The following is a 22,836-nucleotide window of genomic DNA, read 5'->3' as shown; positions in this document are numbered from 1 at the left end:
CGTTTAAAGATTAAAGTTGTTCAAATACAAAACTCAACTATTCCAATAACTTTAAACATGAAACTTTAAACCTTTTAAAATTAATCCCTATTTTTGAGGAAATTTTAGACAAATATACATCAATAATGAAGAATACTTCTCAAGAATACGATAACGTAATTGCGATTTGTCGTTCGCTATTTATCAATAAAATGACTGATTACGGTAGTGCCTGGCGCATCTTACGATTGCCTTCATTAACGGATCAAATCTTCATAAAAGCACAAAGAATTCGGAGTTTGCAGGAAAATGAGGTTCGAAAAGTAAACGAAGACGAAACCGGAGAATTCATCGGAATCATCAATTATTCGATAATGGCTTTAATCCAATTGCAACTTGGAGTAGCGGATCAACCTGATTTAGATGTTGAAAAAGCAACTGAATTATATGACGCTAAAGTCAAACTAACCAAAGAATTAATGGAAAATAAAAATCATGATTATGGTGAGGCATGGCGAGAGATGCGTGTGAGTTCGCTTACTGATCTGATTTTGCAAAAATTACTTCGTGTAAAACAAATCGAAGACAACAAAGGAAAAACAATTGTATCAGAAGGCATAGATGCTAATTATCAAGACATGATTAACTATTCCATTTTCGCTTTAATATTAATGGGTTTCGGTAAATAAAAAGAAGATAAAAATGAAAAACATAATTACTCAATTTTCTAGAATATTCGTAGGCTTACTTTTCATCATTTCAGGATTAATAAAACTAAACGACCCAGTAGGTTTCTCTTATAAACTGGCTGAATATTTTGGCGAACCTGTTTTTAATATTCCATTTTTAGTTCCGTTTGCACTAGGCTTGGCTTTATTTTTAGTCATTGTCGAAGTGGTGCTTGGTGTAATGTTGCTTATAGGATACAAATCTAAATTCACGATTGGAAGCCTGTTGCTTATGATTGTATTTTTTACATTCTTAACGTTCTATTCTGCTTATTATGATGTTGTAAAAGATTGTGGTTGTTTTGGCGATGCCTTGCATTTAACGCCTTGGGAGTCTTTCACTAAGGATATCGTTTTATTATTCTTCATCCTTATTTTATTCATTAATCAAAAATTAGTGAAACCGCTTTTTGCAAATAGCGCCCAAAACATAATAGCCTATGCCAGTATCATTTTATGTATGTTTATGGCGGTATGGGTACTTAATCATTTGCCTTTAATTGACTTTCGCCCATATAAAGTAGGAACCAATATCCAAAAAGGAATGGAAATACCCGAAGGTGCGCCACAGTCTGTTGTAGAAATGATTTTTATTTATAAAGTGAATGGAGTCGATAAAGAATTTTCGACGGATGACTTGATGAATCTTCCAGAAGGAGCCACTTTCGTCGATCGAAAAGACAAAGTAATCACCGAAGGATATGTTCCTCCTATTCATGATTTCACGATGATGAAAGACGATTCAGATTATAAAGAAGAGTTGTTAGTAGAGCCCAAATTGCTAATGTTTGTAACTTATGACTTAACCATTTCTGAAGAGGGTGGTATGGAAAAACTGGAAAAATTAAACCAGGAAGCTAAAGCCAACGGATATAAAGTAATTGGAATGACAAACTCTGCAGTAGAAGAAATTGAAAAAGCTAAGAAGAAATATGGTCTTACTTTTGACTTTTATACTTGTGACGCCATAGCTTTAAAAACTATTGAAAGAGCGAATCCAAGTATTGTAGTTCTAGAGAAAGGAACTATTAAACAAAAAGTTCATTACAACGACATTAAAGATTTGAAATTATAAATAGCCCAGAAGCCTAAAGTTCTCGAGGAAAAAAAATATATTTACTCGAGAACTTTAGGCATTTGACTGTAGACGAAATACCAATGCTTAAATACTTTTTAAATAAATTCGGATATGCACTGCTCACACTATATGGCGTGATTACGGTCATTTTCTTTTTATTTAATGTTTTGCCTGGAGATCCCGCAAGAATGATGCTGGATCAAAATGAAAACTCAGAGCAACTGGCATTGATTAAAAAGAAGTATGGTTTTGACAAACCTATTGCTACCCAGTATTTATATTATCTCAATGACCTCTCTCCTATTTCCTTGCACAGCAAAAACGAATCCGATTATACTTATTTGAGTGAAGGAAAATACAATGCAGCACAATTATTCAGTTTTACCAATTCAAATCTTGTAATTAAGACTCCATATTTGAGAGAAAGCTTCCAGAAAAGCGGAAAGAAAGTGTCAGAAATTATTGGAAATACCCTACCAAGTACAGCGATATTGGCCTTTTTTGCTATTGTAATCGCTATTGTCTTTGGGATTCTGTTTGGAATCATATCGGCGTTGCATAAAGACACTTGGATCGACCGTTTAATTGCGCTGGTAAGTACACTAGGAATGAGTATTCCTTCCTTTTTTAGCGCCATTTTATTTGCTTGGTTATTTGGCTTTGTATTGCAAAAATATACACACCTGAACATGACGGGAAGCTTGTATGAAGTAGACGATTTTGGTGAAGGAAGTTATATCCAATGGAAAAATATTATTTTACCAGCCGTGGTTTTAGGAATTCGTCCCTTGGCAGTGGTAATCCAATTGATGCGTAACTCCTTACTAGAAACATTTGGTCAAGATTATATCCGTACTGCAAGAGCAAAAGGACTCTCTGAATATCAAATTATTAGAAAACACGCCTTAAAAAACTCCTTAAACCCTGTCGTAACTGCAATTTCAGGATGGTTTGCCTCGATGCTTGCCGGTGCAGTATTTGTTGAATTTATTTTTGGATGGAATGGTTTGGGTAAAGAAATAGTGGAAGCTTTGAACAATTTAGACTTGCCTGTAATAATGGGTTCAGTATTGGTAATTTCAACGACATTTGTCGTTATCAACATCTTGGTCGATATTATTTATGCCTATCTTGACCCTAAAATAAGACTCTCGTAGTACTTAAAATTGTTTTTTTTGTTCGTCTTTGTAATAAAATCACTAATTAATTTATGCCCAAATTAATTTTAAGCTCAACTATTACGATTTCATTTCTGATTTCATAACTAAAGTGTGTGGTTTTGTTATTTAAAATGGGCTTATTCAATTTTCCTTAATCTGTATACCCAAATTAGATTGTTTGTTTAACTTTGTTAAAAATATAAAAATGAAAAAAATAGTTGCTTTATTAATTGCATTCCTTGCATTTTCTTGTTCTAAATCAAATACGGGTAAAACCGAATTTTCTAAAGAAGCTTTAGCAGAAACATTATTAGCGACTGATGGAAGTCAGGTTGCTTTTCAGGATATTTTAAAGAAACACGAAGGAAAAACGGTGGTTATAGAAATGTGGGCTTCTTGGTGTGGAGACTGTGTAAAAGCAATGCCTAAAATAAAAGAACTTCAAGCAAATAATCCTGACGTAGCCTACGTATTTATCTCAATGGATAAAACGGCGGATAAATGGAAAATAGGTATAGATAAACACGAACTTAAAGGGGATCATTTTATGGCTAATGACCAAATGGAAGGTGTTTTTGCAAAAGCGATTGATTTAGATTGGATTCCAAGATATATCATCGTGGATAAAACCGGTAAAATTGTTTTATATCGTGCGATAGAAACTGATTTTGATAAAATTAATGAAACATTAGCTTCGTTAAAATAATAGAATTTCGAAAAAAAACTAAAAACAAAGAACTAAATAAAACAAATTGAAATGAGAAAAAAGATAGTTGCAGGAAACTGGAAAATGCATAAAAATGCTGAGCAAACTGAAGATTTGTTGAATGAATTGATTGACAAAATGCCTTTTGAAACTGAAGTGCAAATAATTGTAGCTCCAACATTCATTAATTTGTCTACGGCCGTTGATCATTTAGAGTTCGTCGCTATTGACGTTGCTGCTCAAAACATGCATCAAGCAGAAAGTGGTGCCTTTACAGGAGAAATATCTGCTGATATGTTGCAAAACGTCGGTGTGAATATTGTAATTCTTGGACACTCAGAACGCAGAGCCATTTTTAATGAAACTGACGCATTAATTGCAAGCAAAGTAAATACTGCTTTAGAGCATGACATGACGGTGATTTTTTGTTTTGGTGAAGAATTAAAAGACCGTCAATCTAAAAATCATTTCAATGTAGTAGAAAATCAATTGAGAGATGGATTGTTCAGTATTCAAGCTTCAGATTGGGCCAATATTGTTTTAGCTTACGAGCCTGTATGGGCTATCGGAACAGGCGAAACTGCTTCTCCAGAGCAAGCACAAGAAATGCACGAATTTATTAGAGAAACAGTACGTAAAGCATACGGAAGCGATATCGCAGAAGATGTTTCTATTCTTTATGGTGGAAGTGTAAAACCAGAAAATGCAAAAGAAATTTTCTCTAAACCAGATGTAGACGGTGGTCTAATAGGTGGTGCAGCTTTAAAAGCAGATGATTTCATAGCGATTGTGAACGCAATTTAAACTGATTATTTAAAATACAGGAAAAAGCGGTAATTGAATTTACCGCTTTTTTTATTTTTATAATATTCGATAAAAAGGAAATAGTACCTTTGCAAAAAAAATAAACATGTCAAACATATATATCGGTTACCATTTTACGGTTGAACCAAAAGAATTAGGTTCAGAAATATTAATCGCTGAACTAGGAGAAACTGCTTTTGAAAGTTTTACTGAAACAGAGACTGGAATTTCTGCTTTTGTTCAAAAGAACTTATGGGACGAAACAGTCTTGGAGAACATCCAAATATTACAATCTGAAGAATTTAAAATCGAATATACATTCGAAGAAATTGATCAGGTAAACTGGAATGAAGAGTGGGAGAAAAACTTTGAGGCAATTGATGTAGAAGGAAATTGTCATGTACGTGCTCCTTTTCACCCAAAAACAGATGCTGAATTTGATATTCTAATTGAGCCTAAAATGAGTTTTGGAACGGGTCATCACGAGACAACACATATGATGATTCAGCACTTGTTAGAAACTGAAGTTACAGGAATGAAAACATTAGATATGGGTTGCGGTACAGCTATTTTAGCTATTCTTGCTGAAATGAAAGGCGCTCAACCAATTGATGCTATTGATATTGACAATTGGTGTTATTTAAATTCAATAGAAAATGCAGAACGCAATAATTGTGAACACATCACAGTTTATGAAGGGGATGCTTCTTTATTGAAAGGCAAAAAATATGACTTAATTATTGCCAACATCAACAGAAACATTTTGTTGAACGATATGCAAAGCTACGTAGACTGTTTAAGCCCAAAAGGAACTCTTCTTTTAAGCGGCTTTTATGAACAAGATATCCCTTCTATTGATGCTTCGTGCACAGAAAAAGGATTAACTTATGTTAAAAAATTTGAAAGAAACAATTGGGTTTCACTAAAATACGTAAATTAGTAGCTAAATTAGAACGATGGAAACCAACCGAAAAAATCATTGGGAGACCGTTTACGAAACTAAAATGCCTAATGAGGTGAGTTGGACTCAGGAAAATCCTAAAACTTCGTTGGACTTTATTAGAGAAACCAAATTAGGGAAATCTGCCAAAATAATTGACATCGGCGGCGGTGACAGTAAACTGGTCGATTACTTATTAGACGAGGGATATGAGAACATAACTGTTTTAGATATTTCGGCAAAAGCCTTAGAAAGAGCAAAGATTCGGTTAGGAGAAAGAGCAGATAAAGTACATTGGATTGTTTCGGACATCAATGATTTCAAACCTGATACCACTTATGACATTTGGCACGACCGGGCTACATTTCATTTTTTAACCAGCGATGATCAGATAAAAAATTATTTTAAAATTACTCAAAAATGGATTGGGGATTTTTTAATTATCGGTACTTTTTCAGATAAAGGCCCTGCAAAATGTAGTGGCCTTGATATTAAACAATATACAGAAACGGCACTGGAACAAGAATTTCAGGTCGCTTTTGAAAAACTAAAATGCATTAATGAAGATCATAGAACTCCCTTTGAAACTATACAAAATTTTATATTTTGTATTTTTAAAAAACGATAAGTCAAACTATATTTTTATCTAACCCTTAAATTATTTAAAAATGAGTACAAAAGAAAAAATAAGAGAAAAAGTTAGTGTTAAAGAAGTTACTTCTAAAAACAACGAAATCATCGTTTATAATGATGACGTTAACACTTTCGACCATGTAATCGACACCTTAATGCGTGTTTGTGAGCATACTCCCGAACAAGCGGAACAATGTTCCTTAATTGTACATTACAACGGAAAATGCACTGTAAAAACGGGACCGCTTAATAAGTTGAAGCCACAATGCACCAGCTTACTGGAGGCAGGATTAAGTGCAGAAATCATCTAAACCGCGTTAGGAAAAATAAAAAAATCATAATTCCTTTTTTTTTACAAATAATCCAAAAACATTCTATTTTATTATATATTTGAAAAAAAATAGAATGTTTTTATGGAAGAATATGGTAAAATATTACTGATTGCAATGCCTCTTTTCTTTGTATTGATAGTCCTAGAAAAAATTTACGGTACTTACAAAGGAGAAGATAACGTTCCTTTGATGGACAGTGTTTCCAGTATAAGTTCTGGAATTACAAATGCCGTAAAAGATGTATTGGGTCTTAGCATTACTTTTATTTCCTATGGGTGGATGGTTTCTAAGATCGCTATTTTTCATTTAGAACCCAACATCATTACTTACTTAGTCGCCTTTGTCATAATAGACTTTTACGGGTACTGGACGCATCGTATAGCGCATCAGGTCAATTTTTTCTGGAACAAACATGCTATTCATCATAGCAGCGAGGAGTTTAATCTGGCTTGTGCTTTAAGGCAAACCGTTTCCAGCTTTGTAAATTTGTTCACCTTTTTACTTATTCCTGCAGCTATCATAGGAGTTCCCACCACTGTGATCGTAATAACACTTCCTATTCAATTATTTTTGCAATTTTGGTATCATACCAAACATATCAAAAAAATGGGTTTTTTAGAGCACATTCTTGTTACACCTTCACACCATAGAGTCCATCACGCAATCAATCCCGAATATATCGACAAGAACCATTCTCAAATTTTTATTGTTTGGGATAAATTATTCAATACTTTCCAAGAGGAATTAGAAGCTGTGCCTCCTGTTTTTGGTATTACAAGACCAGCACAAACCTGGAATCCAATACGGATTAACTTTCAACATTTAAGCCTACTAATTTCTGATGCTTGGCGTGCCGAGAACTGGAAAGATATATTTACAATTTGGTTTAAACCTACCGGCTGGCGTCCAGAAAACTTCGAAGAAAAATATCCAGTAAACAAGATTACAAACGTATATTCTTTTGATAAATATGGAACTGAGGCTTCTTCAAAACTTATTTATTGGTCCATTACACAAGCATTAGTAACCTTACTTCTTGTTAGCTTCTTTTTCGGTAACATAGCCATGATAGGATTGCCAGTTATTTTTATTTATGGATTGTTTATATTTGTGACAGTATACAGTTATACTGAATTAATGGATGAAAGCCGTTTCTCTGTTTATTGGGAAACAATTCGTTTTCTATTTGGTTTGGGGATTCTATATTATTTTGGAGATTGGTTTGGACTTAATTCCCTATTTCCATGGGGAAATTATATAGTTTTTGGCTACCTCCTACTTTCATTAGCAATGTCAATTTATTTTGTAGCTTTAGAATTTAAACCAAAACGCGCAACACTTTTCAATGCTTAAAAATCGACAATGAAAAACACATCATTATTAAAAAGTTACGTAGTAATAAGCATAATTTATCTTTTCATTATCCTCTTGGGTCACGATGATATTGCCTGGTATATTAAACCTTTTCTTCTTCCATTTCTAATATTGGCGGTCTATTTTCACAGTGATTTTACCTCAAAAAAATACTTACTAACGGCTTTAAGTTTTTCTTGGCTGGGTGATATCATCCTATTATTTGCAGATAGAGACGAGATGTATTTTATCATGGGTTTAATCGCTTTCCTACTCTCCCATATTACTTATATTCTATTGTTTAACAAACAAATAAAACCTAAGAACACCAAAAATAAAGCTATTTTCTGGATAGGCGCCACTGCAATTATGGCATATCTTATCATCATGATTGCGGTACTACTGCCAAGTCTAGGTGATTTAACTATTCCTGTTTTTCTATATGCACTAGTTATCTCAACAATGCTATTATTTGCTTTTAAGGGTTTCCTGATATGGAGAACACCAGCAAATTGGTATATTTTAGTAGGTGCAATTATATTTGTAAGTTCAGACAGTATTCTTGCGTTCAATAAGTTTTACGAACCTGTTGTATTATCTTCCTTTCTTATTATGATAACTTATCTAGCAGCGCAGTATTTGATTGTATCAGGAATTTTAAAATTAAATAAAAAAAATAACATTCTCAATTTTTAGAGAATGCTATTTTTTTACTTCTTGAAGTTATTGCAATTAATGAGGCAATTTATCTTTCAGAACTCCATATAAATAAGTCCCAAGCAGAGCTCCGAAAAGAACAATACCAACGCTCCAGAAACCAGCTCCTAGCAATATGAATATCGGACCAGGGCAAGACCCCACAAGCGCCCATCCAAATCCAAAAAATAATCCACCAACCCAATATCTTGTCGATCCGTGCTCTTTATCTTGGATTTCAATTGCTAAACCTTTAATGTCTTTTAGATTTTTTCTTTTTATCAACTGAATTCCAATGATTCCAGTACCAATTGCAGTCATGATGATTCCATACATATGAAACGACTGAAACTGAAACATTTCATAGATTCGATACCAAGAAACTGCCTCAGATTTTGTGAGTACAATTCCGAATACAAAACCAACCAATAAATATTTTATTACTTTCATATTTTAGAAAATTAAGGGGAATAATAAATAAGCCATAATCAATCCTCCGATAAAGAATCCTATAACGGCCTTTAATGATGGGATTTGCAAGTTGCTCAAACCAGAAATAGCATGACCAGAAGTACATCCACCTGCGTAACGGGTTCCAAAACCGATTAAAACGCCTCCTATTAACAAGATCAAAATACTTTTTGGAGAACTGAAAATATCAGGTCCAAAAAGGGCGTCCGGCATTAATTTTCCGTTTGGAGCATCAATTCCCAATTGTGCCAACTGAGCAATAGTTTTTGGATTTATCGCAACATTTGAAGGATCACTCATAAACTGAACCGCGACAAAACCTCCCATCATGGCACCTAAAACCACGGTTAAATTCCAACGTTGTGCTTTCCAGTCGAAGTCAAAAAAAGCAATACGTTTTCCTAAGCCAGTCATAGAACATAAAGAGCGTAGATTAGAAGACATACCAAATGTTTTTCCGAAATATATTAAGGAAAGCATGATCATGCCGATCAAAAAACCGGATACATACCACGGCCATGTTTGAAAAATAATATTCATCTTTTTAATTTATTTTTTTGCAAAAGTAGGGATTCTAACTTTTATAGTAATCACAATTTGTGACACAATTATTTTAAGAGTTCTGTTTCCTCTATATTTGTATCTTATATGGTAATGATAGAAAAAAAATCAATACCTTATTTAAGCCTCAAATGGAACCTACAATATTTATAAAACATGAAAAAAACAGTATTTTTTATTTTTTTATTCATTACCTCCGTCTCTTGCGTAAGCACGAAATCTACCTTGCAAAACGTGGATGACAATGCTCCTATTCCCCAAGTCACAAGGAATAACACATTTGTAATTACTGAATATAGCAAGGATGAAAAATATGGTTACAACAAGGACTATCCTATAAATATTTTTTTTAGAAGTACTAACGACGACTCTATAAATCAAGAACGTTTTCTAAATGCATTAGCTGGACCCAAAGGCGAAAAAATCACTTTCCAAAAAGTAGAAAGCTGTTGCCCGTTTCCAACGAAAAGAAGCGAAATGGGAGCTGGGTTTCTGGATGTCTATGAAATAACATGGAAGGGTCAAAAGAAACCGATTGTTCTCTATGTAAATATTTATGAAAAGGGAGCCTTAATGGTACCTATGGGCCTTAGTTTAAAAAAGTTTTAAATATAACAGCTATTGCCCTAGCCCTGATAGAAGCGATATCCTTACTGGTTTTTCTTTAAAAACAGTAAGATACAAGCGAATAGCAGGAAATAGCTTCTTAAAAAAGAAATAAAATCTAAAAATAAGTTGCAAATCATAACTATCTTTGCACTTTCAAAAAACTATTATGAACATACAAGATATTCCTCAAATTAAACATACAGATAGCGGCAACTTTTTTTTACTGGCTGGGCCTTGCGCCATAGAAGGTGAAGAAATGGCGATGCGTATTGCTGAAAAATTAATTGGCATCACTGACAAATTACAAATTCCTTACGTTTTTAAGGGTTCGTTTAAAAAAGCGAATCGTTCAAGAATTGACAGTTTTTCAGGAATTGGTGATGAAAAAGCTTTGAAAATTCTTAGAAAAGTGTCGGAAACTTTTGGGGTTCCTACCGTAACTGACATTCACACGAATGAAGATGCAGATATGGCCGCACAATACGTAGATATACTTCAAATTCCTGCTTTTTTGGTTCGTCAAACTGATTTAGTTGTGGCTGCAGCCAATACAGGAAGAGTGGTAAACCTAAAAAAGGGGCAATTTATGAGTCCTGAAAGTATGAAACATGCCGTACAAAAGGTATTGGATTGTAACAACGGAAATGTAATGGTAACAGATCGTGGAACTATGTTTGGTTACCAAGATATGATCGTTGATTTCCGAGGAATTCCTACGATGCAACAATATGCAACTACCGTGCTGGATGTAACACATTCATTACAACAGCCTAATCAAACGGCTGGTGTAACGGGAGGACGACCAGATATGATTGAAACAATTGCCAAAGCTGGGATTGCAGTAGGCGTTGATGGAATTTTCATAGAAACTCATTTTGATCCGGCTAATGCCAAAAGTGATGGTGCAAATATGTTACATTTGGATTATTTTGAGGCCTTAATGACTAAACTTGTGGCTATTAGACAAACGGTTAATACCTTTTAATTTTTCAAATTGCCTGAAAGTAAGTAAAGTACATAGTAGTTCTTTATTCAAATAAAGAATAGTACTACTGAATTTTAAAAATTCGGGAGTTATAAATAGTAAAAAAGGAGATTGTCTTTGAGAGACAATCTCCTTTTTCCATTCTAAAAAGAAATGGTAGAGCAAATTATAATTCATTATCATAGTTTTAGCTCTGTCAGTATGCTATCTAATAATTTATGGTTACTTTAGTAATTCAATTCTAAAACTGGCCTTTGCTATCGACTAGGCGTTATTACTATGAGAATGGAGAAAATGAACCGCGAAAATGAAGATGTTATTAATGATAATTATAATAGTTTCGAGAACTTCGAGAAATTTTTTGATTTGTCACCCGACTTACTTTGTGTAGCGGGCTATGATGGCTATTTGAGAAAAGTAAACCCAGCAGTTTCAAAATTACTTGGCTATTCGAATGAAGAACTATTGTCTAAACCAATAAATGAATTTGTTTATCATGATGACCGTAACAATACATCGACCGCTAGAAATGAGCTTAGAAATCAGATTTCTTTATTTAATTTCGAAAATCGTTACGTGACTAAAAGCGGTACCGTTGTATGGCTTTTATGGACTTCCTTACCAATAGAAAGTGATAAAGTAGTATATGCGATTGCAAAAAACATCACCTATAAGAAAGAACTTGAAGAGGAACGAAATATACATTTAGCTGAGCTGACAAAAATAAATCACGAATTCAAACAACTAACTTATTCAACGGCTCACGATATCAAGTCTCCTGTTAATAATATGCTTGCCGTTTTTGAACTTTTAGATCTTTCTACAATTAAAGATGCAGAAACACTTGAATTTATTTCGATTCTAAAATCTTCAACAGAAGGTTTAAGACAGACGCTGAATGAATACATCGCAATTTTAGACCAAAATAATAAGATCAATTCCCATCTCGAAGAATTGAATTTAAATACTACCTTAAATGAAATACTAATTTCCATAAATTCAATTATCAATAATTCAAATGCGATAATTAATGTGGATTTTTCAGAACTTGAAACTATTATTTTCAACAGAGGCTATTTGAAAAGTATCTTTCTTAATTTACTTACAAATGCAATAAAATATTCTAAGACTGATTGCGTACCAATAATTTCCATTTATTCAAAAATTGTCGATGGAAACAAGCAATTAATTATTTCTGATAATGGAATTGGGTTTGATATGGACAAGGTAAAAGATAAAATTTTCGGGCTACATCAAAAATTTAATAATAATCTTGACAGCCAAGGTATTGGGCTTTATTTAGTTTACAACCATATTACTAGTCTTGGCGGTCATATCGTAGTCGAAAGTAAAAAAAATGAAGGCGCTAAATTTATTATCTCATTTAAGAATTAAAATAAAAATACGGGATTAAGTGTTAGCCTTGAATTATCAGAAGTGGAATAGTGATGCTATAGAAACTAATATTTGTTTAATTTTAAAACTCTTATGATAGAAATTCCGAAAATACCAAATCAACTCACCAAGAACGGTAAATTTTCAGTACTTGAAATACTACAATACATCGTATTGATTTGTTTTATACTTTATTACGGAAGAACACTTTTCATTCCCCTTAGTTTTGCAGTACTGATTAGTTTTATTCTTTTTCCAGTTTGTAAATGGATGGAAAGCAAAGGAATCAACAAAATGGGTGCTATTATTAGCTCTCTTTTAATCGTCATCTCATTCATTGGGATCATAGTATATTTACTTATTCTTCAAATTAATGAGTTCTCCCATGAATGGAGCCTTTTTAGTAAAAAGCTTGTGGAAGCTTTGAATCAAATCAGTGTTTTTATTGCTGAACGATTTGAAATAAGTACAGCAGAACAAGTTGCCTTTTTAAAAAATGCTATTAATAACTCAGGTACACAGGCATTTTCACTGGTTCGAAGTTCATTATATTCGCTCTCAGAATCCCTGTTTTTTCTTTTAATCATCCCTGTTTTTTCAGCACTAATTCTTTATTATCGTAGGATATTAGCAAAGGTATTGTATCAAATTTTTCCAGCCGACAAAAAGGAAACAGTTCATGAAGTTCTGATTGAAACGATAAGTGCCTACTATAATTTTATCAAAGGAATGTTAGTAGTCTATATCATTGTGGGACTTTTAAATAGTATTGGACTTCTCATTGTTGGCGTGCCCCATCCTTTTATGTTTGGTTTTATCGCTTCCATACTTACCTTTATTCCTTACATAGGAATCATGATATCTTCTCTTTTACCAATTGCTGTTTCCTGGATAACATTTAATTCGATTTGGTATCCAGTAGGTGTCATTGTGGTTTTTTCAATTGTCCAAGCTTTGGAAGCATATGTAATATTTCCCTTAGCAGTTGGGCGTAGATTAAAAATTAATACCTTGGTTATTATCATAATGATCACTGCAGGAGGGATTTTATGGGGTGCTGCTGGAATGATTCTATTCATCCCATTCGCAAGTATCGCTAAACTAATTGCTGATCGTACAGAAAGCTTAAAAACCTTATCGATACTATTGGGAGAAGGTGAAGATGAAGACGAAATTAAAACGGAGCCTTAATTCTATCACCTTTACTCTAGGTCTATTTCAAATATTTTAGAAGTACAGGCTCTTTCTGCAAAATTTACACCTTCATTAAAATAATAAAGCCACAAGAATTACTCTTGTGGCTTTTGGTACAAACAAAGAAATATAACTATTTTAAAATTCCGTTTTGGTCAATTAAGTACATCAATGAAGCCATTGTTCCAGCTCCCAGCTCTAGCTCTCTCTTGTCAACAGCATCAAATTTATCATTAGCGGCATGATGATAGTCAAAATAGCGTTGTGAATCTGGCTTTAAACCTGCTTTAACGATGTTTGTAGAGGTTAATGGCCCAATATCAGAACCACTATGCCCTTCTACAAAACTGTGTATTAAATAGGGTTCAAATAATTTTGAAAAACTGCTTATTTTTTGAAAATTAGCTTCATTGCATTCTAAAGAAAATCCTCTTGGACTAAATCCACCCGAATCACTTTCTAAAGCAAATATGTGGTTTTCATTATTAGCTTGAGCCAATTCCTCATATTTATTACCGCCTCTTAAACCATTCTCTTCATTCATAAAAAGAACAACTCTAATTGTGTTTTTGGGTTTATATCCTATGTTTTTAAAAATATTCACCACTTCCATACTTTGCACGACTCCTGCCCCATCGTCATGAGAACCATCAGCAAGATCCCAAGAATCTAAATGTCCGCCTACAACCATAATGTTTTCTGGATTTTCAGATCCTTTTAATTCCCCAACAACATTATACGACAGTACATCGTCAAATTGCTGACAAGATTGTTTGAAATAGAAAGTCAATTTAGGATTGTTTTTTAAACTCTTGCTTAATAACTCGGCACCATTAGTACTAATAGCCGCTGTAGGAATATATTGTGATTTAGGAAGGTTACCGTAACTTTGTGCTCCCGTATGAGGAAAATCATCTAATCTTAGGTTCATAGAACGTACAATAGTTCCAACAGCTCCAAGTTCTGCAGCTTTTTGAGCACCAGCATATCGTTGATCAACTGCACCCGAGTACGCATGAAACGATTCTATTTGTTCGTTCTCCATAGGGCGGTTATAAAAAACAATTTTGCCTTTAATTTTATCTTTACCTAAAGCAGTTAGTTCTTCAAAACTTTTTACTTCAACCACTTCTGCTGTCAAACCATTTTTGGCTGTAGCTATTGATCCACCTAAAGCACAAATAGGAACCGAAACTTTATTTTTATTATCAAGGATATACGCAGTTTCTTTTTCTCCACGTACCCATTTTGGCACCATTACTTCTTGGAGAAATACGCGGTCAAAACCTAACTTTTCCATTTCAGCTTTTGTGTATACAACCGCTTTCTCCGCTCCGGCTGACCCCGATAAACGCGAACCTATTTTATTAGATAAATCATCCAACCAAGCATAACATTTAGAATTTGTTAATGCTGACTTGTAAATATCCTTCATCGTTTGCTCATCACTTTTTTGTGCATATATAGCTGAACTCCCTATGAATAATAGGGTTAATAACGTTTTTTTTATCATAATAATATATAATTGTAAGTATTCAAAAATACATTTTAAAAATTAAATATCCCACACCTTTATTTAAAGTTGCAGGATATAATAATTATTTAATAGGTTCAAAACTTATCGCAGTTCCACCTCCTGGTGCCAAATTCAAATTAACTTTTGATTTGTTTGTTACTACTATCGTTTTGATTTTATAAGCGATAGGATTTTTTTGCCAATCGGCATCGTTAGCATCTTCATAGATTGTTGCTTTGTATTTTTGTCCTTTAGTCAAGAAATCCAATTTAATTTCAGATTTTCTGGCGTTCTCATCTGTAATAGCTCCTAAGAACCAAGACTCTTCTCCTTTGGTTTTTCTTGCTACGGTTAAATAATCTCCAGGCTCAGCTTCAAGATAGACACTTTCATCCCAGTCTACAGCCACATCTTTGATGAACTGAAAAGCATCCATGTATTTCTCATAGTTTTCAGGTAAATCAGCTGCCATTTGTAATGGAGAGTACATCGTAACGTACAAAGCTAATTGTTTTGCTAATGTTGTATGAACCTGCTCCGTTTTGCTTTTATCATAATAGCTCATTTTGATCTCAAAGATTCCTGGCGTATAATCCATGGGCCCTCCTAATTGTCTTGTAAAAGGTAAAATAGTTTCGTGCATTGGAGGATTACCTTTACTCCAAGCGTTGAATTCATTTCCACGAGCAGCTTCGGCAGCAATGTAATTAGGATATGTCCTTCCATAACCTGTAGGTCTTGAAGACTCGTGCGAATTCAACATCAATTTATTATCAGCCATTCGTCTGGCAACAAAGTTAAAATGATTAACCATTGTTTGTCCGTCATGAAACTCACCACGCGGAATTATTTTCCCCACATAACCCGTTTTTACAGCTGGATAATCATACTTTTTCATTACGTCCATTGCACGATCTAAATGTCTTTCATAATTAGCAACAGAGCCCGAGGTCTCGTGATGCATAATCATTTTTACGTTTTTAGATTTGGCATAAGCCGAAATAGCTGTGATATCAAAATCAGGATAAGGAGTTGTAAAATCAAAAACTTCTTCTTTCCAATTTCCAAACCAGTCTTCCCATCCTACGTTCCAACCTTCAACTAAAACTCCGTCAAAACCGTTTTTGGCAGCAAAATCAATATATCTCTTTGTGTTTTCGGTAGTTGCTCCATGTTTTCCTGAAGGTATTAACTCTTGTGTCAATGAATTTTGTGCATTTTGCGAACCTGCAAAATCCCAAGTTGATTTCCCAACGTGCATTTCCCACCAGATTCCTACATATTTCATTGGTTTAATCCATGAAGTATCTTCAATTTTGGACGGTTCATTCAAGTTTAAAATCATTTTAGAACCTACGATATCCCTCGCGTCATCACTAATCATAATAGTTCTCCAAGGCGATACACAAGGAGTTTGTAGGTAGACTTTATCGCCAATTGCATTGGGAACTAACTGTGCATTTAATTTATAGTTTTTTACATCAACATTCAAATGCATTACAGGATAGTTCACCACTGCTGCTTCAAAAATATTAACGTATAATCCTGCAGCAGATTTCATCATTAATGGCGACTGAACGATGTATTTTCCTGGAATTGATTTCACTCCTATCCCATTATTCATGTCTATTTTAGAATTGTCTATTTCTGACAGCTTTGTCTCATTATACTCATATTCATTACTGTCAAAATCACCAGGGATCCAGAATGTTTTATAATTGTCAGTTAAGTTAAACTGCGTTACTTCGTCAGAAATAATAAAGTAATTAAGTTCTGATTGTTTTGGGAAATCATATCTAAAAGCAACACCTTCATCAAAAACTCTAAAAATGATATTCATTTTTACGTTTGTTTCATTTTGAATAAGTGAAACCTTTAATTCGTTATAATGATTAACAATAGAAGATTGCTCTCCTAAGACTGGTTTCCAAGTCTCATTAAAACTAGTAATTTCAGTTCCTTCTATCTTAAATCTAGCGTCTAGAGTAGGCTTTTCTTTTAATTTAATTCCCATTGCACTTTCTAATACAACAGCTTTGTTTTTATAATTTACGGCATAGGTAGGTTGGCCATTTGCTTTAAGATTAAAGTCTAAAATAATATTTTTTGAAGGAGAGGCTACACTTTGCGCTTGAAGCATGCTCAAGGCAAAAAACAGTATAGCTGATAAAAAATGTTTCATGTTTTTATTGTTTTTTGTTTTTAGTACAGCTAAAATACTAAAACCATATTTAATATCCTTTTAAGCCTTCCCGTAATTAGGTGTTACATTAAAAAAACCCTTCGATAAGAACCCTACCGAAGGGCAAACCAAGTTAAAATAAAAACCAAACTATTTATTCAACTCAAAACCAACTTTATTATCTGTATTAGAACTTCCTCCTATGTAAACTTCAAATTGTCCAGCCTCAGCAACAAATTGCAAATCAGAATTATAAAACTTCAACTCTTCAATAGAAATCTCAAAAGTCACTGTCTTTTTCTCTCCTTTTTTTAGCGCAATTTTCTGAAATCCTTTTAACTCTTTTAAAGGTCTAGTTACCGATCCTACTAAGTCTCTTATATACAGTTGAACGACTTCTTTTCCGTCAAAAGTTCCTGTATTCGTTACGTCAACGCTTACATTTACTTTTCCACTGAAGCTCATCTTATCAGATGAGATTTTTAAATTTGAATAGTCAAACGTAGTGTAACTCAATCCAAAACCAAAAGGATATAAAGGTTCATTTCTCTCATCTATGTAGTTAGACTTAAATTTTTCAAATTTTCCTTCTTGGTTACCAAGTGGTCTTCCTGTATTTTTATGACTGTAATAAATAGGTACTTGCCCTACACTTCTTGGAAAAGTAGTCGTCAATTTTCCCGAAGGGTTTTCATTACCAAATATAACATCGGCTATTGCACTTCCAGCTTCGCTACCTGCAAACCAAGTATTCAAAATTGCTGGTACTGTTTCGTTTTCCTCAACTAAAACTAAAGGACGCCCAGTAAATAAAACCAATACTACTGGTTTTCCCGTTTTTAATAATGCTTGCAATAAATCTTTTTGTGCTTGAGGTATTTCCAGATTGGTTCTGCTGCTGCTTTCCCCACTCATCTCTGCAGATTCTCCAAGTGCTGCTAAAATTACATCTGATTGATTCGCAATTTTTAAGGCTTCAGCTAATAAGTCCGCTGAAGTCCTAGTATCACGATGCAATGTTTTCCCGAACATAGTCGCTTTTTCTTCAAAAGCGGCATCATAATCCAGGTTACTTCCTTTGGCGTAAAGCACATTAGCCCCACTTCCTGCTACCTCCTTTATTCCTGCAATTAGCGAAATAGATTTATCCATGTTTGTTGCAACACTCCAAGTTCCCGCCATATTTTCTTTGGCATCAGCCAATGGTCCGATAACTGCAATTGTTCCTGATTTTTTTAAAGGTAAAAATTGCTTTTCGTTTTTAAGCAACACTAAAGATTGTGATGCGATTTCTCTCGCTTCTAAACGATTTGAGCTAGTAAAAATTTCACTTTTGGCTCTTTTTACATCACAATATTTATACGGATCTTGGAATAAACCTAAGTCATATTTGGCATTCAAAATAAGACGAACCGCATTATCGATTTGTTCTACAGTCACCTTATTTTCTGCCAAAGATTTCTTCAAGGTGGTCAAGAAACCTTCTCCTACCATATCCATTTCAATTCCAGCATTTAATGCCAAAGCAGATACCGTTTGTAAATCGCCCATTCCGTGCGCCATCATTTCAGGAATTCCTGTATAATCTGTTACCACAAAGCCTTTAAAGCCCCATTGGTTTCTTAAGACCTCTGTCATTAACCATTTGTTTCCAGTTGCGGGAATTCCATCAACTTCGTTGAACGAAGCCATTACAGAACCAGCACCTGCATCAACAGCTGCTTTATAAGGAGGGAAATAATCATTGTACATTTTTATTCTACTCATATCCACAGTATTGTAATCGCGACCTGCTTCTGATGCTCCATACAATGCAAAATGTTTAACACATGACAGTATGGAATTATTTTTAGATAAATCATCTTGTTGGTAGCCGTTGACCATTGCTTTGGCTATCTGACTTCCTAAAAAAGCATCTTCACCTGAACCTTCAGAAATTCTTCCCCAACGTGGGTCACGAGAGATATCAACCATAGGAGAAAATGTCCAGTTGATTCCGTCAGCACTGGCTTCTTGAGCTGCAATTTGTGCACTGCGCTCAATTAATTTCATATCCCAAGTACAAGATAATCCAAGCGGAATAGGAAATGTAGTTTCATAACCGTGAATTACATCCATACCAAAAAGCAATGGAATTTTTAATCGGCTTTTTTCAACGGCAATCTTCTGTACTTCTCTAATCTTCTCAGCCGACTTAATATTAAACAAACCGCCTACTTTACCTTCTTCGATATTTTTAGCCACATTAGAACTGTTAGCAGCTCCTGTGGTGATATCTCCAGATGTAGGTAAATTTAATTGTCCAATTTTTTCATCCAATGTCATTCGTGCCATTAAATCGGCAACAAACTCTGATTTTGCTTTAATTGCAACTGCTTTCTTTGACGCTTTTTTTTGGCTGTAGCCAAATAGAGAAAAGCATAAAAACGCTATAATTAATTTATTATTCATTTTTTTGTTTTTTTGTTTGATGGAACATCCAATCGTAAATTTCTTTGTTATCGTATACTCGCGTCCAACTATCATGATTTGCATTGTCAAAAATGGTCAGTTCAATATTACTATTGCAAGGTTTAAGCTTTTTGTAAATAGCAATCGAATAATTAACATCTACAACATCATCTACTAAGCCATGAAAAATTCTAATGGGAAGCGATGCTATTTTACAATTTTCGATCATTGGAACACGATCTACAAATCCTGCAATAGGTACTAAAGCAGCAAACATTTCTGGATGTGCAAAAGCTAAATTCCATGCTCCCCAGCCTCCCATGCTTAATCCAGTTAGATAAATTCTATTGGAATCAATATTATTCTCTTTTTGGATTTTTAAAATCAATTGGTACAATACTTCAGAATCCCAATATTCATTTTCTGGACATTGTGGAGCTAAAACATAAGCGTCTAAGGAATTTGACTTTAAATATTTAAAAGGACCATGTACTTTTACTTTCTCTATATCAGTCCCTTTTTCACCAGAACCATGAAGAAAAATCAGTAATGGTTTCTTTTCTTTACTACTTTTAGGTACATGCAATGCATAATTTAGTTCGTGGGTTGTAACGATTTCCGTTTTTATTTTTCCTGTAACATCAGTTTGAGCAAATGAAAACAATGTGGTTAAAAACGTTATTGCTAAAAATAAATATTTATTCATTTCTTAAAAATTATATTTCCCAGAATGGAATCCCAATTTTACTAAACCTGGTTTTACTTCTGGAGCGTTCATAAATAATTTCCATAATAAACCTGTACGGTAGTTTTCAATCATAGGGACAATCGTACCCTGATCAATAGCCAAATATCTCGGAGTAACCCAGTTATAATGAGGTGAAAAAGCATCATAAGGTCCTGCTATTCCCACATATTCTGATTTTTTTTCATCATATAAATAATGTAAGAATTTCAATGATTCTGCTGGTGTAAATGGAAATGAGGACAAGGCTGCAGTGGGCGAAATAACACCTAAATCGTTATTCGGCTGGTGTGCTGCATATCCTGTAGTACCGTCACTGTTTCTACTATAACTTGCTGTCAAACCCCAAACCTTATCTGAATACCCTTTCCATTGTTTTGGATTAGCAATACTATACTGATTCATGATTTTAGCGTGATTTTGTGTTAATGCCCAATAATCAGCATATTGATCTTTTAGATTAGAAGGATCCAAACCTAAATAGGAATAATGAGACCAAAACATTGGCCCTACATTTCCGCTAGCTCCATTATAATTCAATACAACTGGAATTCCATATTGAGCGGCTCCACTAACAATTGAACCATTTCTAGCCCATGCTTTGTGGTATGCAGTTGCAGATATTGGGTGTGTAGGCGATGAAACAGCCATTACATAGGTAATTAAACATTCATTATATCCTTCTAATTTGAAGTTCATTTCCCAACCGTAATTAGGAGACCAATGCCAGTATAAGGCTTCTTCTCCTTTAGTATACCAATCCCATTCTACCCCTTTCCAAAGCTCATCTGCCTTAGCAGCTAATGCCTTTTCTTCGGTGCTTCCATTTTTAAAATATTCTCTTACGGTCAATAATCCTTGACATAGGAATGAAGTTTCTACTAAATCTCCCCCATTATCTTTTGTGCCAAAAGGGATTACTTTACCATCATTACCATTAATCCAGTGGGACCATGCACCATGAAAACGATCTGCTTTCTCAAGAAAATTCATTGCCGTTGTCAGGCGGGAAACGGCTTCTGCTCTAGGAACAAAACCTCTATCAACACCTGCAATAATTGTCATTAAACCAAAACCAGCTCCGCCTGTTGTAACAATATTAGACTCAAATCCGGGATCAGTTGTATAGTAGCGTTCTCTGGCTAACTTCGAGTTGGATTCAGCATATTCCCAAAAATATTTTAATGCATCTTTTTGAACTTGGTCCAGTGCTTCAGTGTCTGTCAATGGACTAACAGTTGCATCTGGAGTAGTAGGTAGTGGTGTACCCCCACTTGTCCCTTTTTCATCAGATGATGATGAACAAGAGTTAAAGAGACTAATTACTAACAAGCATATTGAAATTTTCATTTTCATAAAATAATATTGTTTATAATTTAAGAGCTAGTTTTTTAAGGACTAGCTCTTACAATTTTTACCTATTGTCTTTTTCTAACTTATATAGTGCCACCACTTCATTGTCAGAAAGTACTGTGTTGTAAATTCTAAACTCGTCCATTAACCCAGTATAATTTAACATCCATCCATCAGCAGCACCCCAAGGAGCTCCTAAATGTTGCTGAAAACCTCCAATAATGAATTTAGAAACATTTGAATTTGCCAATTCTCCATATCCAACTCCTCCCGCAAGAGGATCGCTAGCGTAGCGCTTTGCTAATGAAGCTGGTAGATCAAGCTTTTTTCCATCGATATACATGCTATAAGTGGAACTAGTTCCATTATACATCCAAACAACATGCTTCCATGATCCAAACATATTAGGCAAAAGATTAGCACCAGTATGCTCTATAAACTGACCAGACCATGGAATACTAGGCGTTACGTCCTTTTGAATGTGATTTTTCATCAACATTGTAGTAGCAGGTCCTGTACCTTCAACCAGAGTGAAGATGTTACCCCAAAAATCAGTGGTTTTTGGTAACATAAATAAAGATTGTGCTCCTCCAGTATGTGGATTGGTATTAATCCACATAGAAACGGTAATACTTTTCACTCCTACTAAGGAATTTGCTACTGTACTATAAGCAATAAAAGAGCTTGAAGATCCTTTATAAGCCTGCCCTTTAATTCCGGGTGCATAGGTTACAGCGGTACCAACCCCGCCACTTATTCCGTTTTTTGAATCAGCAACGCTATTTTCAAAACTTACTTTAGTAATTAAATTACTTGGAGCAATGTCATCTGAATTATCGTATCCACCAATGGATTCATATGGAATTGGACTGTTTACTTTGTCAATACTATCCTCATTACAGCTTATGAAAAACTGTGAAACCAGAACAGAAGCAAATAAGCCTATATATTTTTTTATTTTCATC

The 22,836-nt window shown here is 34.2% G+C and carries 22 protein-coding genes; 14 read left to right on the top strand and 8 right to left on the bottom strand.

All coding sequences use genetic code 11. The features are described from left to right. The first annotated feature begins 125 nt into the window (after positions 1–125). The 10 genes from AAC069_RS08065 (at position 126) to AAC069_RS08020 (ending at position 8,409) form a co-directional block, all read left to right on the top strand. Positions 126–668 (top strand): DUF1599 domain-containing protein, encoded by a 543-nt coding sequence (locus tag AAC069_RS08065; RefSeq protein ID WP_339919966.1) that lies wholly within the window; start codon positions 126–128, stop codon positions 666–668. Between the two features lie 13 nt (positions 669–681). Beyond that, positions 682–1,782, top strand: a complete 1,101-nt coding sequence (locus tag AAC069_RS08060; protein ID WP_339919965.1) for a BT_3928 family protein — start codon at positions 682–684, stop codon at positions 1,780–1,782. Between the two features lie 83 nt (positions 1,783–1,865). Beyond that, positions 1,866–2,942: an ABC transporter permease gene (locus AAC069_RS08055; RefSeq protein WP_339919964.1), complete on the top strand. Its 1,077-nt coding sequence runs from the start codon at positions 1,866–1,868 to the stop codon at positions 2,940–2,942. 208 nt (positions 2,943–3,150) lie between these two features. Further along, positions 3,151–3,651 (top strand): TlpA disulfide reductase family protein, encoded by a 501-nt coding sequence (locus AAC069_RS08050; RefSeq protein WP_339919963.1) that lies wholly within the window; start codon positions 3,151–3,153, stop codon positions 3,649–3,651. 51 nt (positions 3,652–3,702) lie between these two features. Next, positions 3,703–4,455 carry a triose-phosphate isomerase gene (tpiA, locus tag AAC069_RS08045; protein WP_339919962.1) on the top strand — a complete coding sequence of 251 codons (753 nt, stop codon included), beginning with the start codon at positions 3,703–3,705 and terminating at the stop codon, positions 4,453–4,455. A 106-nt stretch (positions 4,456–4,561) separates the two neighbouring features. Next, on the top strand, positions 4,562–5,395 hold the full coding sequence (prmA, locus tag AAC069_RS08040) for a 50S ribosomal protein L11 methyltransferase (protein ID WP_339919961.1): 834 nt from the start codon (positions 4,562–4,564) through the stop codon (positions 5,393–5,395). A 16-nt stretch (positions 5,396–5,411) separates the two neighbouring features. Next, positions 5,412–6,023, top strand: coding sequence for a class I SAM-dependent methyltransferase (locus AAC069_RS08035; protein ID WP_339919960.1), 612 nt, complete (start codon positions 5,412–5,414; stop codon positions 6,021–6,023). 40 nt (positions 6,024–6,063) lie between these two features. After that, positions 6,064–6,339 carry an ATP-dependent Clp protease adaptor ClpS gene (locus AAC069_RS08030; RefSeq protein WP_339919959.1) on the top strand — a complete coding sequence of 92 codons (276 nt, stop codon included), beginning with the start codon at positions 6,064–6,066 and terminating at the stop codon, positions 6,337–6,339. Positions 6,340–6,441: 102 nt separating this feature from the next. Then, positions 6,442–7,713 carry a sterol desaturase family protein gene (locus AAC069_RS08025; RefSeq protein WP_339919958.1) on the top strand — a complete coding sequence of 424 codons (1,272 nt, stop codon included), beginning with the start codon at positions 6,442–6,444 and terminating at the stop codon, positions 7,711–7,713. Positions 7,714–7,722: 9 nt separating this feature from the next. After that, the gene (locus AAC069_RS08020) at positions 7,723–8,409 is read left to right on the top strand and encodes a lysoplasmalogenase (protein WP_339919957.1); all 687 of its coding nucleotides are present in this window, start codon (positions 7,723–7,725) and stop codon (positions 8,407–8,409) included. A gap of 36 nt (positions 8,410–8,445) precedes the next feature. Here the strand turns inward: AAC069_RS08020 and AAC069_RS08015 are convergent, their stop codons facing one another. Together AAC069_RS08015 and AAC069_RS08010 are read right to left on the bottom strand one after the other, a co-directional pair. Then, positions 8,446–8,859: a DUF6691 family protein gene (locus tag AAC069_RS08015; protein ID WP_339919956.1), complete on the bottom strand. Its 414-nt coding sequence runs from the start codon at positions 8,857–8,859 to the stop codon at positions 8,446–8,448. A gap of 3 nt (positions 8,860–8,862) precedes the next feature. Beyond that, entirely contained in the window at positions 8,863–9,420 is a 558-nt protein-coding gene (locus tag AAC069_RS08010; RefSeq protein WP_339919955.1) for a YeeE/YedE thiosulfate transporter family protein, read from the bottom strand. Positions 9,421–9,597: 177 nt separating this feature from the next. Here AAC069_RS08010 and AAC069_RS08005 point away from each other — a divergent pair, with 177 nt between their 5' ends. The 4 genes from AAC069_RS08005 to AAC069_RS07990 all read left to right on the top strand — a co-directional run bounded on the left by AAC069_RS08005 (position 9,598) and on the right by AAC069_RS07990 (position 13,621). Continuing rightward, a complete protein-coding gene (locus tag AAC069_RS08005; RefSeq protein ID WP_339919954.1) occupies positions 9,598–10,050 on the top strand; it encodes a 2-dehydro-3-deoxyphosphooctonate aldolase in 453 nt (150 codons plus the stop codon). A gap of 166 nt (positions 10,051–10,216) precedes the next feature. Beyond that, positions 10,217–11,035: a 3-deoxy-8-phosphooctulonate synthase gene (gene kdsA / locus AAC069_RS08000; protein WP_339919953.1), complete on the top strand. Its 819-nt coding sequence runs from the start codon at positions 10,217–10,219 to the stop codon at positions 11,033–11,035. Positions 11,036–11,320: 285 nt separating this feature from the next. After that, positions 11,321–12,430, top strand: a complete 1,110-nt coding sequence (locus AAC069_RS07995) for a PAS domain-containing sensor histidine kinase (protein WP_339919952.1) — start codon at positions 11,321–11,323, stop codon at positions 12,428–12,430. A gap of 93 nt (positions 12,431–12,523) precedes the next feature. Continuing rightward, positions 12,524–13,621: an AI-2E family transporter gene (locus AAC069_RS07990; RefSeq protein WP_339919951.1), complete on the top strand. Its 1,098-nt coding sequence runs from the start codon at positions 12,524–12,526 to the stop codon at positions 13,619–13,621. A 136-nt stretch (positions 13,622–13,757) separates the two neighbouring features. Here the strand turns inward: AAC069_RS07990 and AAC069_RS07985 are convergent, their stop codons facing one another. The 6 genes from AAC069_RS07985 to AAC069_RS07960 form a co-directional block, all read right to left on the bottom strand. Continuing rightward, a complete protein-coding gene (locus tag AAC069_RS07985) occupies positions 13,758–15,137 on the bottom strand; it encodes a M28 family peptidase (RefSeq protein WP_339919950.1) in 1,380 nt (459 codons plus the stop codon). Between the two features lie 85 nt (positions 15,138–15,222). Further along, complete coding sequence (locus tag AAC069_RS07980) at positions 15,223–17,322, bottom strand: glycoside hydrolase family 97 protein (RefSeq protein WP_339919949.1); 2,100 nt, start codon at positions 17,320–17,322, stop codon at positions 15,223–15,225. A 150-nt stretch (positions 17,323–17,472) separates the two neighbouring features. Next, positions 17,473–19,773 (bottom strand): beta-glucosidase BglX, encoded by a 2,301-nt coding sequence (gene bglX, locus AAC069_RS07975; RefSeq protein WP_339919948.1) that lies wholly within the window; start codon positions 19,771–19,773, stop codon positions 17,473–17,475. Further along, positions 19,766–20,479 carry a prolyl oligopeptidase family serine peptidase gene (locus AAC069_RS07970; protein WP_339919947.1) on the bottom strand — a complete coding sequence of 238 codons (714 nt, stop codon included), beginning with the start codon at positions 20,477–20,479 and terminating at the stop codon, positions 19,766–19,768. Before AAC069_RS07970 ends, bglX begins: the two co-directional genes overlap by 8 nt. Before the next feature lie 3 nt (positions 20,480–20,482). After that, positions 20,483–21,874 (bottom strand): glucoamylase family protein, encoded by a 1,392-nt coding sequence (locus AAC069_RS07965; RefSeq protein WP_339919946.1) that lies wholly within the window; start codon positions 21,872–21,874, stop codon positions 20,483–20,485. A 58-nt stretch (positions 21,875–21,932) separates the two neighbouring features. Next, positions 21,933–22,835 (bottom strand): LamG domain-containing protein, encoded by a 903-nt coding sequence (locus tag AAC069_RS07960; protein ID WP_339919945.1) that lies wholly within the window; start codon positions 22,833–22,835, stop codon positions 21,933–21,935. Between the last annotated feature and the right edge of the window lies 1 nt (position 22,836).

The organism is uncultured Flavobacterium sp. (assembly GCF_963974175.1).
In the GTDB taxonomy this organism is placed as follows: domain Bacteria; phylum Bacteroidota; class Bacteroidia; order Flavobacteriales; family Flavobacteriaceae; genus Flavobacterium.
This window is presented reverse-complemented; position numbering and strand designations above follow the sequence as displayed.

What these genes read in the sequence shown, in the direction of transcription:
- AAC069_RS08020 (WP_339919957.1), top strand. Translation starts at nt 7,723, where the DNA reads ATGAAAAACACATCATTATTAAAAAGTTACGTAGTAATAAGCATAATT.
- AAC069_RS07990 (WP_339919951.1), top strand. Translation starts at nt 12,524, where the DNA reads ATGATAGAAATTCCGAAAATACCAAATCAACTCACCAAGAACGGTAAA.
- bglX (WP_339919948.1), bottom strand. Translation starts at nt 19,773, where the DNA reads ATGAATAATAAATTAATTATAGCGTTTTTATGCTTTTCTCTATTTGGC.
- AAC069_RS08060 (WP_339919965.1), top strand. Translation starts at nt 682, where the DNA reads ATGAAAAACATAATTACTCAATTTTCTAGAATATTCGTAGGCTTACTT.
- AAC069_RS08015 (WP_339919956.1), bottom strand. Translation starts at nt 8,859, where the DNA reads ATGAAAGTAATAAAATATTTATTGGTTGGTTTTGTATTCGGAATTGTA.
- AAC069_RS08030 (WP_339919959.1), top strand. Translation starts at nt 6,064, where the DNA reads ATGAGTACAAAAGAAAAAATAAGAGAAAAAGTTAGTGTTAAAGAAGTT.
- AAC069_RS08035 (WP_339919960.1), top strand. Translation starts at nt 5,412, where the DNA reads ATGGAAACCAACCGAAAAAATCATTGGGAGACCGTTTACGAAACTAAA.
- AAC069_RS07960 (WP_339919945.1), bottom strand. Translation starts at nt 22,835, where the DNA reads ATGAAAATAAAAAAATATATAGGCTTATTTGCTTCTGTTCTGGTTTCA.
- AAC069_RS08005 (WP_339919954.1), top strand. Translation starts at nt 9,598, where the DNA reads ATGAAAAAAACAGTATTTTTTATTTTTTTATTCATTACCTCCGTCTCT.
- tpiA (WP_339919962.1), top strand. Translation starts at nt 3,703, where the DNA reads ATGAGAAAAAAGATAGTTGCAGGAAACTGGAAAATGCATAAAAATGCT.
- AAC069_RS08055 (WP_339919964.1), top strand. Translation starts at nt 1,866, where the DNA reads ATGCTTAAATACTTTTTAAATAAATTCGGATATGCACTGCTCACACTA.
- AAC069_RS07995 (WP_339919952.1), top strand. Translation starts at nt 11,321, where the DNA reads ATGGAGAAAATGAACCGCGAAAATGAAGATGTTATTAATGATAATTAT.
- AAC069_RS08050 (WP_339919963.1), top strand. Translation starts at nt 3,151, where the DNA reads ATGAAAAAAATAGTTGCTTTATTAATTGCATTCCTTGCATTTTCTTGT.
- AAC069_RS07965 (WP_339919946.1), bottom strand. Translation starts at nt 21,874, where the DNA reads ATGAAAATGAAAATTTCAATATGCTTGTTAGTAATTAGTCTCTTTAAC.
- AAC069_RS07980 (WP_339919949.1), bottom strand. Translation starts at nt 17,322, where the DNA reads ATGAAACATTTTTTATCAGCTATACTGTTTTTTGCCTTGAGCATGCTT.
- AAC069_RS08010 (WP_339919955.1), bottom strand. Translation starts at nt 9,420, where the DNA reads ATGAATATTATTTTTCAAACATGGCCGTGGTATGTATCCGGTTTTTTG.
- AAC069_RS08065 (WP_339919966.1), top strand. Translation starts at nt 126, where the DNA reads ATGAAGAATACTTCTCAAGAATACGATAACGTAATTGCGATTTGTCGT.
- AAC069_RS08025 (WP_339919958.1), top strand. Translation starts at nt 6,442, where the DNA reads ATGGAAGAATATGGTAAAATATTACTGATTGCAATGCCTCTTTTCTTT.
- prmA (WP_339919961.1), top strand. Translation starts at nt 4,562, where the DNA reads ATGTCAAACATATATATCGGTTACCATTTTACGGTTGAACCAAAAGAA.
- kdsA (WP_339919953.1), top strand. Translation starts at nt 10,217, where the DNA reads ATGAACATACAAGATATTCCTCAAATTAAACATACAGATAGCGGCAAC.
- AAC069_RS07970 (WP_339919947.1), bottom strand. Translation starts at nt 20,479, where the DNA reads ATGAATAAATATTTATTTTTAGCAATAACGTTTTTAACCACATTGTTT.
- AAC069_RS07985 (WP_339919950.1), bottom strand. Translation starts at nt 15,137, where the DNA reads ATGATAAAAAAAACGTTATTAACCCTATTATTCATAGGGAGTTCAGCT.